This window comes from Moorena sp. SIO4A1 (assembly GCF_010672065.1).
Classification (GTDB): Bacteria; Cyanobacteriota; Cyanobacteriia; order Cyanobacteriales; family Coleofasciculaceae; genus Moorena.
This window is the reverse complement of the sequence record NZ_JAAHHX010000108.1, coordinates 1-13689: the sequence shown is the minus strand read 5'-3', so window position 1 is coordinate 13689 and position 13689 is coordinate 1. Positions and strand designations below refer to the sequence as shown.

Genomic DNA, 13689 nt, shown 5'->3' with positions numbered 1-13689 from the left:
GCATTAGATTTGCTGCCAAGAAAAATCATCTAGTTTAGCACGAGACTTCATCGGTAGTTTCTGAGCTTGATTAACTGCAAACTCCCTCACTGTCTCATCTTTAGCTTTATTTGTCAACAGAACCTAGCAAGATTACTACCAAGATTACTACCAAGGGATTTCCCGAGATCGGCAGGGTTAAGCGATCGCAAAGAATTCCGCAAGTCCGCTACACTTTCGAGCAAAAACTGAGCGCGAAATGCACCGGTTTTTGGGAAACCAAAGGAGGTAGTACCAAATTGTCGCTCATCAAAGCAGTACAGGGGGATAATTTGAGCTTTTTCCTGGACAGCTTGATAGAGTGGCTCATGGTCATGGATCCGTAAATCGTTGCGATACCAGATCACGATAAGTTTTTGATTCACAGTGGCTGAGGTCGGTTTTGTTTGATTTTGCCAAGATCCACGAAAGCGCCAAAATGACATTAAGGCGTAGCCCTGATGTCATGTGATTTGTGGTGCTTTTTGTAGTTGCAGATTTTTGTAGTCCGATTGGATGGCATGCCGCAACTGCTCTAGGTGTTCGCGCTTTAGTGCGCTTTTTCACTCTACCAGCGTAACCCTTGCTGATCAATTTCTTTACTGTGTCTCGGCGTTCGCGTCGCGTGGCCTAAAGGCCATCGAAAAACAGAACATAAAACCAAAACTAGATTTTGACAATCCATTATTCAGCAATGCTCCTAAGTCTGGCAATTTGGCGCTTAGTAATGGCAAACTTCTTAGGCGCTTTGATGCGGCGAAATAAAACAGTGATCAGAGCCAAGAATTTGGTTTTATTCATGATTTGCTTGAGATGGGTGCTGTGTCATAGCGATCGCTGGGACAATGTCGTCTAGTGTGATGTCGAACATGAGGGTGAATCGAGCCTCTGGTATTAAGCAGCGCAGTGCTTGTAGATGGGCTTCTGCTTGATTGCGGCGGCGAAAGCGAGCGACAACGATTCGCTGGCATTTAGGCAGATGGCGAATGATGCGCCAAGGAAATAGTTCGTCTTTATAGCTCATTGATGCACTCCTATTAATTGCTTGTTGTATTCTAGGGAAAGTTTTGTAGTCCCATCTTCATCGAACAGAGTGATGGGCTACTTATAGACTTAATCTGAATAGATGTGTGTAATTATGTTAATTAAGTTATAAAGCGTGATTACTTAAATCAGCGTCTTATATAACTTAATTAAGCGTCTTATATAACTTGAGTGTGTAGGCGATCAGCCCAAGAGATGAGAAACACACAGACAACACAAGGAGAATATAAAATCCGAGTCAACAAACATGTTAACGCTGAGCAGCATTAAGAAACTAGACAAATTGGCCAACAGGTGGAAGAGCAGTCGCAGCGAGTTAGTAGAGCAGTTTGCTAGAAGTCAAGACGACTCTCATCTAGTTGCCCAGACCAAATGCTCGGGGAATTATTGACCGACTGATTTAATCAGCCCGGAATCGGAAGGCAGAAGCGCAAGTAGAAATTAAGGAGCTTTAAGGGCTACTAGAGGAGTTGGAAAAACGACAAACATGCTAATTTTGCCAACAATCCGGAAGTCTGCGGTGACCTTAGAAGATCATTAGTGAGATGCATCTAACGCGATCGCATATCCTTTCCATCATAGATCGTCCCAGGTCGGCAAAAGATTCCTTAGGTAATCCTGTAGGCATGAACGCTCAACTGGAAAGTGCTAGCGTACAGCATCTTTCAAGTCATTTCATGATACAGTTTTGCATGAATAAACTCTTCCGATGTCTTGGTGCGCGTTCCCATGGCGAAGGAACCTCGCCGGGGTCGCACCGCTATCTAGGAATTCTTGTCACTCTTATCTTCAATAGTATCGGGCTACACTCCTGTACCACTCAAATTAGTCCCTGTCACATTCAAACTGAAGAAGCTCGAAGTATAAGTGTGCAGTCTAATGAGCCTATCTATAACGAGATTTTTGGCAATCAAGAATGCTCACCTCAAAAGCTTGTCTTGAGAATTCCTGTAAACTCAAGACAAGAAATTCCAGATACCAAGAGTTTACTGAATCATAGATATACTCCCAAGATTGTAACATTATTAACATTTTCTCATCAAGCTAAAAGTTTTTATATCAGACGTATTGATAACCATAACGACGGATGGGTTTATAAAAAAGCTAGTTGCTTAGCTTGGAAATGGTCTAGGGAAGATGAGCAACAAGTTTTAAATTTAAGTCTGGAGAGAAATCTCCAAATTCGTGACCCTAAAATTAAAAGTGTTATTTTTATAGTTTCTTTGCCCTTTGAAATCAAAGATGCTCAACCCAATGTTGACCTTCAAGTTTACACCTGGGACTTATTTGAAGGAATTTATTATTTAAAACTCAAAAATTATCCCAATTTAAAAGAAATATTAAGACAAAAGGATAGGAGAAGCATTCAAGCCAGTAATGCATTTCGTGATGGAAAAACTGTTAAACATGAAATTCAAAAAGAATTAAACCAGATAGATGATATTGGCGGAATACATCTTAATAATTATTTTGAGTCAATACTGGATGGAGAATACCTCAAAAAATATACTCCTAGTTCAGAGTATACCTATTGCGAAATACCGGAGGATTTAAAAAAATTATAACGTTTAGGACTAGTATGAGTTTGGGGATTTGGACGACAAATTATAGGTAAAACCAAAGCTATAGCACTACGCATTCAGATGTTTAACATTTCTAAACTCCGAAACCTAGTCCTAGCTTACTTTTGACTTCTGACTTCTAACTTCTGACTTGCGCGTAGCGCTAGGCTCCAAATGCTTCACCGGAAAAGAGTAAACTAACCAGACCTAGACACTACTCTACTTAATCAACTGATGTGATGAGATATGACTGAATTTGAACCAGCAACTACCAAGTCTGAAAACTATATTGAAAAGCCGGAATATCGAGAAAAGCTTGAAGATTGGTATCGCAGAGAAAAAAGACTTCAAGTCTTAATAATTTTGATATTTTTAGCACTTTTAATCATTTCTAGTTTTGGACAGTTTGCTCTATTAGATTACTCGTTTGGGGAAAGACTTGCTCTGTCAAAGGGTGATAAAATATTTGGAATTGAGACTAAGAATTTACTCAGTTTATTGGTAACAGGTGCTTTACCCATAACCTCCATAGTAGATGGGTCTGGAATTATTAGCAAAAAAATTAAGATACCTTTACCATTAACTAATGGATTATCTATAATTTGGCTGGTGCTCTTAGGAGATATATTTTTGAATTTCCAAGCCGTATTAGTCAGCAACGAATCCGGAGCAGTAGATCAGTTAATACCGGTTATTGCTTTTGTTGTAGCCATAATTTTTTCCACAGCTTCTTTTTGTCTAAGTAGAGGCATAGTAGCCGCTAGCAAAAAATTCATGACCGCCAGAAAAAATCTTCAAATCCTAATGGTATATGGGATTAACCCTACCCCCTTGTATAAGGATACCGAACAACTTAAGTTAAGAGAAGAGACTCAAGCAGCAAGAACAGAGGCTGAACAGGAACGAAAAATAGTTGTAGAAGAAATTAATCAACACAAAGAAGCTTTAGAATTGGTAATCAAACTCGACAAAAATAAACTTCAATATCCCAAAAAAGAAGAAAAAAAAACTACCAAAAATATCGACGGAATTAACCAAGTAATTAAAACCCATTTAGAGCGTTTATTTAAAAACCAAGGAAAAGGAAGGATGAATTACATGGATAAAACGGCAAAATAAAACTATAATAAAAAACGAGTTATTGACGAAAATAAAGTCTTTAAAATAAGCATTAATCTATCAGCATTAAGCGTGGATATGAATCCTAGTATCGTAAGCTGTTAGGCATTTTTAATGCCTAACAGCTTAGCCATTTTTTGATAAACCGCTTGCGACCCATAGACGCGAAGCGCGGCTCCGGTGCGCGGTAGGACGCGAAAGCGAAGGAGGTTGTGTGCTCTGAGGGAACAGGCAAGGGGCAGCCAGAGGTTGGGCACAGGTTCTGATACCCTTTCTTGAAAAGGGATGCCACATTCGATTGTCGGGTCATTGGCTCGGGGTAATCGGTAATCCTAGGACCATTACTCATGACCCATTACCAAAAGGGAGGGAAAAAAAGTCTATACTCTGGGATTTGAGCAACCAGACATTCTATATTGAAAGAATTTAGGGAATAATTAAGGGAAATTTGGCGAGAAGGTGCCAGAAGAGGTGAAAGAAAAGGCGATGGAGACCAAACAGGCAATTGTTGATCACACAATTCAATTAACAAGCGGGAGAATGGCACCCTGGTTAAGGTCAAACCTAGACTGGATATGGAATAGGAGATCACTAGACACCGATTGGGATTTAGCTTATCGACCATTACCTTCTACTTAGGGAAAATGACTTGGTATCGACAGATGTGAGTAGCCGCGATGGAGTGTTGTGAGCATTGGGTCAGAGAGTCAATCAGAATCGATACAATCAGCTGCTGTTTTTCCAGAGGAATCTGGCCGGAGTTCCCTATTGTACAGCTGGCAGTTATTGTGTGAGGATGTTAGATCAAATTGGAGTCAAAGGTATTACTCCTCCTCCCGTTGCTATGGCAGTTATGTGAAGTACCTACAACCAAATCGAAGATTATGGTTGAGGCTTCCAGTTTCATCCGCCATCGCCTTCTGCGTAGAATCCCCCGTGCTTGACGCGAGGGAGAGTTCAAAAAAGAACACACAAGCAGTGTTAATTCGCTTCCTTTCACTTATCAGGAACCCATTGCTAATGTTTAAGGAGTAAAGTATATAAACAATCATGCCCAGTAAACAAGTTTTTGTTCGAGAATACAAAGTAAGAGCCCACAGGCGTACTATCCATACACGGGTTTACAAGTTCATTTGCCACTACTGCAATACGCCTGCAGAGAGGGAGACTTATGCTACCTGTTGTCCCAAGTATGGAAATCGCTGCAAAGGAGTAGCCAGAAAGTGTCTTCGCTATCAACACGCTAACGAATCTGGGGGAAGAAAGTAGATGTCTTATGTTCCATCACAGCCATCGCTACCATCGCAAAGTCACAAGATGTTAGAAGATTTGGTTGATTACTACCGACAAATGGTAGAGTATCATGAACAAGCTGCCACAGTTGCAAGAGAACAGCTTAGCCATGCTAAAGCTTTGCTGAATACCAATGCATTAGCTTTACCAGAAAATAACTCCAACAAGTTCCTGCCTCCTGGAAATCGCAACCACAACCAGCAGGAGAAATACTACCTCACCACGCCACTACCTGAATTGCCCGCAGACTTCTCCACTGAAACTGAATTAGATGAGTCAACATTAGCACTCAAACAACAACTCGATTACCAGGAGCAGAGGATTACAGAAGCCATTGACCGACTTCTGGAAACTCACAGGGGTACGATCCTCCACGTTGATTACCTGATCAGGGAGCTGTTTGGAGAGTTGGGCAAAGACGATATTGCCTCGAAAACTTCTCTGGTCAAATCCATCTTGTTGAAAGGAGAGAGCCAGGGGTTATGGCACTCTGTCCCTGACTCTCCAGGTTGCTACACCTTTTCTCTTCAAGATTTGCCCGATTTAGTTTCTACCAATAAACCTCAGAGAAAACCTGCCAAGAACAAAGCTCGTCGGCCTTCTCCGCTACCTAAGTTAGACCAATTAAAGTATATGACCTTATATGAGCTAGTGGCTTCTGTGTTAAGAGAACACTATCCACAGATCATGAGTGCTGCAGATGTTTTGGACGTGCTTTATCCTAATGGTTTGGATCCTAAGAAGAAAAATGTAGCTCGTAAATCCATTAGTAACACCTTAACTAAAGGATGTGAATCTAAAGGTTGGAAACGAGTCCAGCCGGGGCGATATATCTGGGCTGGCGGTTTCACCTAAAGCTGAGTTACGACACAAACGTTATTGATTATTAAGAAACTATAACAGGACTTAGGGAGTGACTCAACCTGTAGGGGCGCACGCCATACGTCCCTACTTGATATGTATTTATAGTTCTGTTCCGATATCCGAAGTTCCCTATTCCCAACTACTGCGGCGAAGTCTCATCAAGTAGATACACAATCTCAACCACCGTAACTCTGCCATGCCTGCCAAAACATATAAATTGATAGGGAAAATAACAGCGTGCGAAATCCATTGCTCACCAGTTGGTCTGGTAACTTTGGCAGAAAGCGAGTACTAATTTGCGCTCCCAAAAAGCCTCCTATACCCAGCAGCAGTCCCTCAATCCATAAGACATTTCCTTGTAAGGCATGTCCTGCAGAGGCTGAAACTGCTGTAATGACGATTACCCCTAGACTTGTCTGAATGGCAGTTTTAATTGGTTCTCCTAGGAGCAACATTTGGAGTGGAACCATAATTGTTCCCCCACCAATACCAAATAGACCAGCTAATAAGCCAGCTAAACCACCTGTCGCGATCCTGGCTACAGTAGCTTTGATGGGAGAGTTTGAAGAACGTCTGTTGTTTGGTGCTCTTTGAGATTCCTGTTGCGCTCTAGACTTAAGCTGTTTGCGTAGTTGGATCAGATATATCGTCACCAGTAGCAGTATCCCAAAGGCTACCAGTAACAAGTAAGGAGGGAAGAGGTCGGCTAGATAGGCACCAATTTGTGCTGTGATTAGAGCCGGAAATCCGATGCCAATTACACTTTTTAGATCAAAGTAGCCCATCCGCCAGTTTTGCAATGTACCAGAGCTAGCCGTAATCACAATCGACAGACTACTGGTAGCCGCTGCTTGAACTGGTTGATATCCTAATGCCACTAACAAGGGGACGAGCACTACACCGCCACCAATGCCGAGAAATCCGGCAAGAATACCTGCTAATAAACCGGAACCAGCAAAAATTAATAAATGGGTAGGAGTCATCCCTTTAGATCGCCTTTGGCTCAATGAACTTTTTTGCTAGCATAGCTGCTCTTGAGTCGTTTTTTAATTAGCGATCGCGTAGCGGCTCGTACCGAGCATCGCGCCCCGCGTGACCATTCGCTTAGCATGGCCTAAAGGCCAAGGTCAATCCCATTTAGCTGGCAATTTAGTTCTCGATGAGTTCATTGGGTATCGCTACTTTAATCACAACAGTTTCACCTTCGGCTTCCCAATGAGCGCTCGCCTCCACCTGGGAGTTTAGTTCTGGATTCATTGGTATTGCGACCTTGATCGCCACTTCTTCACCGACTCTTTGAGGAACACTAGGAGCTTTTACCCTAGGCTGAGCCACTAATGAAATAGGTGTGAGCAGAGGTTGGGAGCTATTGTCTTCTTGGAAATCAGCAACAGTTGCCATCGCCTTTGGTGCTGGTGCTACCACAGCAATCCCATCATTGAGTTTGGTAAGGGTAGAGCTTGGTACCTCAGCGGAGCTAATTGTGCTGAGGTTTGGATTACGGTTAAACACAAATCTGGGCTGGAGCAAACTTTTTAATAAAAGCCACAGCAAGCTGAATTCTCCAGGGGTATCACAACGTTTCCACTGACCCACACCACAAAACAGCATTTCAATTAAACACCGTGTCTGGGGTAAACTCATCTGCTGATTAAATCCTATTTGGAAAGTGGGGCTTTCACTCGTGAGGTCTGTGTGAGTAATCTTTCCTTGTAGTCGCAAGTTCTCCCCCATTATTTTCAGACTTACTTTGATATTGTCTTTAAGGGAGATAGATAGCTTCTCAGTCAGCTTGATTTGAGCACCTACTTGGGAAATCCACTTAGTGATGCCCCAATAGGTTTGACCTCCTATATTTATTCGCACCACTTTACGTAAGTCAAACCATTCGTCAGTATTGGGATTAGGAGAATCCAGAAGGATTAGTAAGGCGATACTCAGCACCAGGAGATTGTAGCCACTCCAAATCCAAGCTAAGCTGATGCCTTGGGTAAGTTGGGCTGTTTCTTGGGATGGCAAACTGCTGGCTGGTATCAATAATTCGGTCAGATTAAACCCAAAACTAATTGCTGTAGCAACGAATACAATAATCAGCGGCGATGCTAACTGCCAGTTGTAATTAAAACTCTCCCGAGATATTCCTTTCGGGGTTACTTTAAATCCTCTCGAAAAAGGATTCAGCATTGTCTGCAACACCGTTAATCCAATGGGGAAACATGACACTACTGAATAAATATCTGACATGAAAGCGGAGCGAGAGCGGCAGTTTATCCACGAGAATACAGCAAACTGTAGCAAATATAAAGGAACTAAAAAACACAAGACTTCAGTAGCTGTTGCTTTAAAGGGAATAATCCCGAAAAATGCATATGCTATGGGAACAATTAGAAAATAAATTCGTGACCAGCTAGTAAACCAATAAAGTAACCCATCTAAATGAACCAGTCTTTGGAGATTAGTAAGTCCAGGAATTCTTAATGGATTTGCTTCTAGGAAAAGTCCCTGTAAGGTACCTTGTGCCCATCTTAGCCGCTGAGATACATGACTTGCTATATTCTCTGCTGCCAAGCCAGCACTTAATTTTTCATCAAGATAAATTAACTTATAGCCAAGAGCCGATAAACAAACGCCAGTATAGTAATCTTCAGCGATGGAATCGGTAAAAAAGCCACCAATACTTAAGAGTGCGCTGCGCCTGACCACAAAAGACGTGCCACAACACACAATACTATTTGCGCTATCCCGAATTGGTTGAATGTGTCGATAAAATAATTCTTCTTCTGCCGTCAGAATGTTTTCTAAACCTAAATTATAGGCAACCGGATCCGGATTATAGTAGCTTTGGGGAGTCTGAACTAGAGCGACTTCCTTATCCTTAAAGAAACCCACAGTCCGCTTGAGGAAGTTCCTAGTAGGAATAAAATCAGCATCAAATACAGCAATTAAATCCCCAGAGGTTTGAGGAAGGGCATTGTTTAAATTACCTGCTTTGGCATTAAGATTATTTGGTCGCGTAATATACTCGCAGCCTAGCTCAGCTGCAAGTCTTTTCATCTCAGGACGTCTAGTATCATCCAGAAGATAGATCGTTTTTCTTGTATAGTCTAAAGCTTGACAACCAATAATTGTTCGCCGTAGAATAGAGAGATGTTCATTATACGTAGGAATCAGGATATCAACAGAAGGGGTAAAACGACCACTAATAACCGATAATTCACCCCAATCAGCTTCCTGACTTCTATCTTTTATCTGGGACAAGAAAAACAGCTGAATGGTGCTACCAGCTAGCCTCAGTATTTCCGCTAGTAATAACCCCAAGCTAAAGACGCCATTGACCACGGTATCCAGATTGAGGGTAAACAGCGATCGCCACAGTACATACTGAAGAGTCAGCAGTAGCAAAATCCCTACCACCACAAGCTGCCACTTAGAGCGAGTTTTTGTCATAATCCCTTAACTGTAATTCCAGTATTGTCATTAGTTCTTGGCAGAAGACCCCTATTACAGCCAATTGGGTTGAGGGGAGGGGATTGCCATCACCTGTAGGTTCATAACTAGTCTAGGCTAATAACTCGCTGGTTAGGACGAGCTAATTCCTTAGCTTCCCTCACCAGCTAAGGGGTACACCGTCGCTTCCACCGTTCTTTATCTTAATTAACATTTAACTTGCTGATTGTTCACTGTTGACCGTTAACCCTTGACAGTGAAGATTACTCTGGTGTCAACACAAAATCCGTTGCTTAAATTATTATGCAGGTTAAATGTGTATCTGCCTGTGACCATTAACCCAACTTAGTACAGTCTAATCCAACCTTGGACCCTACCTATGTTCCATAACTTTGACAGAGTCGCCCCTACCAAAGCGCTTGAGCGATGATGGAGCCACTGTACTTGCACTTTGACTGATACTATGGGTCGATTACCAACAGACTCTTAAAAAGGTTTAACCTAGCTTAACTTAACACAATACTTTGTTAATTGGCGGGGGACATCTCGGCTATTATTTCATCCTCCTCTTGTCCAACCACCCAATTAGCAAAGCGCTTGGCTAGGGGTGGCACACATACCAGGGGGTTAGTAAAACCAGAAAATATATAAACTCCTTCCACACCACTGACGGAACCAACCACTGGCAGACCAGTGTTGCTGAATGCTACTAAACAATGATGCCAGGTTCCTGGTAATTTCTCAAGAGCTGGTAGAATTTTGCCCACTTGAGTACGAATTTCCGATTCTCCTTTCTCTGGCGCTATAGTCGCGTAGGGGTCTGTCAGCACACGGCTCAGCTGACCCATCCGTAAACTGCCATCTAAAAACTGCACTGCACCTGCATCAAGAATGGGTCGTATTACCTCATGACCAGGCTTATCCCACAAGTGTTCAACTGACTTATTACTGGCTTGCTGTTCCAGTTGAAACCGTTTCGTATTTGCTGGAATAACCATTGTCTGCAGCTGGATGTCAACTCTGGGAGTTTCAATCATCTCCTCATGAGTGAAATACAAGTATACAGGAATTCCGGAAGCTTTCAGTAAGGTGCGACTGAGTCCACCAGCACAGACAACCGTGTTAGCCGTGTGGTAGGTTGCTGCTACTGTTTTGACTGCCTTGATAGTATCTGAACTCCTTACCAGTTCCACCACACGATCAATTTGGATTTCTCCCCCACAACGGCTGAAAGCTTTTAGGTAACCTTGGGTAGTCTTTCCCGGATGGATATGCCCGTGACGGACAGTAAAAGCTCCTGCGATCGCATTTCGATTGAGTAATGGTTCGAGGGCACAAGCGTCCTCCACACTCAACCAACTTGGGGGAGTAGCACAACGGGCATAATCTACTGCCAATTGCTCATAGTCATCGTTGAGGTCAATGGTCAGCAATAAGTCTAATTCCCGGAACTGGGTATCTGTTTCTAATTCCTCAGATAAAGTTTGATAAATTGCTCTAGCTTCCTGACATAGCACTCGAGTTAACCTTGATGTTCCTGACCAATAGCCAAGACTACCATAGCTATAGCGAGTTGCTCCCTCTAGGGTAGGATGTTGCTCCAAAATCAGAACACTCAAACCCTGGCGAGACAATTCGTACCCGAGTGCTGCTCCAGTAATGCCACCACCAACGACAATCCAGTCATATACTTTCATCGTAATAGTCGCACATCCTAAGTCTAATCGGGTGTTTAGCCCAAAACTGACTCAATTCTAATGATTAGGGGTGGCAGTAGCAGGGAACCGGCTACAAAAATAGCAGTTATCGCTGAGATCAGCACTGCACCAGCCGCACAATCTTTAGCAATTTTAGCCAGTTCATGGTATGATTGTTTAACTGTTAGATCTACGACCGATTCAATAGCTGTATTTAACATCTCCATAGCCATGACTAGCCCAGTGGTTAGTCCAATCACAGCCAGTTCTACGAGGGGTATTTGTAAAAAAATGCCCAAGGTAATCGCTAGAATGCCAATGGCTGTATGGATGCGGAAGTTACGTTGGGTGACAAAGGCATAGCGAACCCCAGCCCAGGCATATTTGAAACTAATCATTAATGTGGGAGCAATTCGCCAAGCCAAATCTCGGTGAGGTTTGACTTTGGAGTCAGAGTATTGGGGTACTGGTATAGATAGCTCTTGAGTCATCGGCAAGGTATTAGACACGAAAAACTGAGTTTAATAAGATTCGGCCTTTGGTAACACCATTTATTGGTGCAGGTATAGGTTTTGGGTATACCTTAATCTTTCCCATATGGGGTAGAAGGATTAACCTTTAGGGATATACTGAAAAGCACAGCAGACTTCTAGGAATCATTAGAAAGACCTACGCTCTGAAGTAGAGTCTCCTGCTGATCCAGCATTCTCACTAGACTTTCCTCATCCGGATGATCCCATCCTAGAAGGTGAAGTAAACCATGGGTTGCCAGCCAGGCTAGTTCCGTGGATAGAGAATGCTTATGCTGTTTAGCCTGTTGAACAGCAGTATCTACCGAAATCACGATATCACCCAAGTATAGAGGCACCGATAGTTGCTTTTGGGGTGATAACTTAGGTGAGTTTACCTCTAAAGCTGCAAAAGCAAGTACATCTGTAGGCTGATTTTTTTTTCGGTACTGGGAATTAAGTGCTTGAATTTCACTATTGTCGGTAAGGCGAAGACTCAATTCGTAGCTCTTCGCCTCCGGTAAATCTGTTTCGAGACTTCCTAGCCATTGGTGAAACCAGCTTTCCCAAGTGTGGAGGGAAATTGGGCTGCTGAATTGGTTAGTAATGGTTTCAGTGGAATGGGAGCGATTAAAGAAACAATCCTGTACACTCAATTCAAAATTCACACCTCAAAAACTCCAAAAGGCTTGGCTACCAGTAGAGTGACCTAATCCCATGACCTAGCGAATGGGCTAGGTCATGGCTTCCTTAAACCTGGCACTAGGACTCCCTTACTCTTGCTCTATGATTCGATATAGCTGTCAAAACTAAGTTTAATGTACTTAAAAACTCTTTACCTAACGGGTTAGGTAGGCAAGACCCACCAGTAAGGCCAATAAACCAGAAACGGTTAGGAAAAAGTGTCTCAGAGATTTACCTCCCTTACGCACCATATTGCGCATGGCTAACTTGGTGTAACTAGGCTTAGGTTCACTTGAACCGCTATCGGCTGGGGCTGTAGTTGTATCCAGACATTGTTCTGGCTGTTGGGTCGGTGAAGGTGGGTTGCTCATGGAACACAGGTAGTCTACGTCAGAATTTCTTTGCTGATTTTAATGTAACAACAGACTTAACAATTTTTACCAGGACTTACCCAGAAAATCTATGTGTAGGGTTCCTTATTAACACACCCTACAGAAAGGCGCGTTTGTTGCCGAATTTTGCCTGAGTCCTGCTTACTTGAAACTTGACCACTTACTATTGATATTGATGAGTAATAATCAAGCAACTTTGAAATCACTAATTACCAATCATTACTTATTAGTTAGTTAACTGATTTTCTTGACGGAGATAGGCTTCAATGAATAAGTCAATATTACCATCAAGGACATCATTAACTGCTGTAGTTTCCACACTAGTGCGCAGGTCTTTCACCATCTGGTAAGGATGAAACACATAATTTCGAATTTGGTTTCCCCAAGCCGCTTCCACCATGTCCCCTCGAATTTCGGCAATTTCTTGAGCTCGTTGCTCCTCAGCAATCACCAGCAACTTAGCTTTCAGCAGTACTAAGGCTTTTTCTTTGTTTTGCAATTGAGAACGCTCCTGAGTACAGCGCACAGCCAGGCCGGTAGGAATATGGACAATCCGCACTGCAGTTTCTACCTTATTGACGTTTTGCCCTCCCTTACCACCAGCACGGGAGGTGGTAATTTCTAAATCCTTCTCGGGGATTTCCAGCTCAACGGTATTATCCACCGCAGGCATCACTTCTACTCCAGCAAAACTAGTCTGTCGCTTACCGTTAGCATTAAACGGGGAAATCCTAACCAGTCGATGAGTACCTTTCTCGGCTTTCAGGTAACCATAGGCGCGGAGTCCGTCAATTTCCAGAGTGGCAGACTTAATTCCAGCTTCATCTCCTGGGGAAAGTTCTGCTAGGTGGACTTTATAACCATGGTTCTCTGCCCAACGGGTGTACATGCGAAGTAATAGGTCAGCCCAATCTTGGGCATCAGTTCCACCAGCCCCCGCATTGATGGTGAGGACAGCACCTTTAGCGTCGTAGGTACCAGATAACAGCTGTTCCAACTCCCAGCGATCCAGTTCTTTATTCAGCTGAGTCAAGTTGGTTTGAGCTTCTGCAAGCAGTGC

Annotated in this window: 11 protein-coding genes and 1 pseudogene; 3 read left to right on the top strand and 9 right to left on the bottom strand. The window is 42.9% G+C overall.

Translation table 11 applies throughout. From position 1 onward, the window contains the following. Positions 1–188: 188 nt before the first annotated feature. Both F6K53_RS33450 and F6K53_RS33445 read right to left on the bottom strand, forming a co-directional pair. Positions 189–464: pseudogene (locus F6K53_RS33450) on the bottom strand (deoxyribodipyrimidine photo-lyase); the annotation flags it as partial. 347 nt (positions 465–811) lie between these two features. Further along, positions 812–1042: a hypothetical protein gene (locus F6K53_RS33445; protein WP_293083692.1), complete on the bottom strand. Its 231-nt coding sequence runs from the start codon at positions 1040–1042 to the stop codon at positions 812–814. Positions 1043–1931: 889 nt separating this feature from the next. Here F6K53_RS33445 and F6K53_RS33440 point away from each other — a divergent pair. The 3 genes from F6K53_RS33440 (at position 1932) to F6K53_RS33430 (ending at position 5891) form a co-directional block, all read left to right on the top strand. Then, complete coding sequence (locus F6K53_RS33440) at positions 1932–2627, top strand: hypothetical protein (protein WP_293024887.1); 696 nt, start codon at positions 1932–1934, stop codon at positions 2625–2627. A 243-nt stretch (positions 2628–2870) separates the two neighbouring features. Then, entirely contained in the window at positions 2871–3743 is an 873-nt protein-coding gene (locus F6K53_RS33435; protein WP_293071318.1) for a hypothetical protein, read from the top strand. A 1269-nt stretch (positions 3744–5012) separates the two neighbouring features. Beyond that, a complete protein-coding gene (locus F6K53_RS33430) occupies positions 5013–5891 on the top strand; it encodes a hypothetical protein (RefSeq protein ID WP_293024880.1) in 879 nt (292 codons plus the stop codon). Positions 5892–6076: 185 nt separating this feature from the next. Here F6K53_RS33430 and F6K53_RS33425 read toward each other — a convergent pair whose 3' ends face one another. The 7 genes from F6K53_RS33425 to prfB all read right to left on the bottom strand — a co-directional run. Beyond that, complete coding sequence (locus F6K53_RS33425) at positions 6077–6883, bottom strand: sulfite exporter TauE/SafE family protein (protein ID WP_293064274.1); 807 nt, start codon at positions 6881–6883, stop codon at positions 6077–6079. 166 nt (positions 6884–7049) lie between these two features. Further along, positions 7050–9347 (bottom strand): glycosyltransferase, encoded by a 2298-nt coding sequence (locus F6K53_RS33420; protein ID WP_293071320.1) that lies wholly within the window; start codon positions 9345–9347, stop codon positions 7050–7052. A gap of 527 nt (positions 9348–9874) precedes the next feature. Next, positions 9875–11044: an FAD-binding oxidoreductase gene (locus F6K53_RS33415; RefSeq protein WP_293071321.1), complete on the bottom strand. Its 1170-nt coding sequence runs from the start codon at positions 11042–11044 to the stop codon at positions 9875–9877. Between the two features lie 35 nt (positions 11045–11079). Next, a complete protein-coding gene (locus F6K53_RS33410; protein ID WP_293024889.1) occupies positions 11080–11535 on the bottom strand; it encodes a diacylglycerol kinase family protein in 456 nt (151 codons plus the stop codon). 158 nt (positions 11536–11693) lie between these two features. Further along, positions 11694–12221, bottom strand: a complete 528-nt coding sequence (gene ybeY, locus F6K53_RS33405; protein WP_293024870.1) for an rRNA maturation RNase YbeY — start codon at positions 12219–12221, stop codon at positions 11694–11696. 171 nt (positions 12222–12392) lie between these two features. Further along, positions 12393–12608, bottom strand: a complete 216-nt coding sequence (locus F6K53_RS33400) for a DUF3285 domain-containing protein (protein WP_293024868.1) — start codon at positions 12606–12608, stop codon at positions 12393–12395. Between the two features lie 247 nt (positions 12609–12855). After that, the coding region (gene prfB / locus F6K53_RS33395) for a peptide chain release factor 2 (RefSeq protein ID WP_293083689.1) at positions 12856–13689 on the bottom strand (834 nt) is incomplete at its 5' end.

Bases quoted from the DNA above. Each gene is read 5' to 3' on its own strand.
- F6K53_RS33445 (WP_293083692.1), bottom strand. From the start codon at position 1,042: ATGAGCTATAAAGACGAACTATTTCCTTGGCGCATCATTCGCCATCTG.
- F6K53_RS33435 (WP_293071318.1), top strand. From the start codon at position 2,871: ATGACTGAATTTGAACCAGCAACTACCAAGTCTGAAAACTATATTGAA.
- F6K53_RS33430 (WP_293024880.1), top strand. From the start codon at position 5,013: ATGTCTTATGTTCCATCACAGCCATCGCTACCATCGCAAAGTCACAAG.
- F6K53_RS33425 (WP_293064274.1), bottom strand. From the start codon at position 6,883: ATGACTCCTACCCATTTATTAATTTTTGCTGGTTCCGGTTTATTAGCA.
- F6K53_RS33420 (WP_293071320.1), bottom strand. From the start codon at position 9,347: ATGACAAAAACTCGCTCTAAGTGGCAGCTTGTGGTGGTAGGGATTTTG.
- F6K53_RS33415 (WP_293071321.1), bottom strand. From the start codon at position 11,044: ATGAAAGTATATGACTGGATTGTCGTTGGTGGTGGCATTACTGGAGCA.
- F6K53_RS33410 (WP_293024889.1), bottom strand. From the start codon at position 11,535: ATGACTCAAGAGCTATCTATACCAGTACCCCAATACTCTGACTCCAAA.
- F6K53_RS33400 (WP_293024868.1), bottom strand. From the start codon at position 12,608: ATGAGCAACCCACCTTCACCGACCCAACAGCCAGAACAATGTCTGGAT.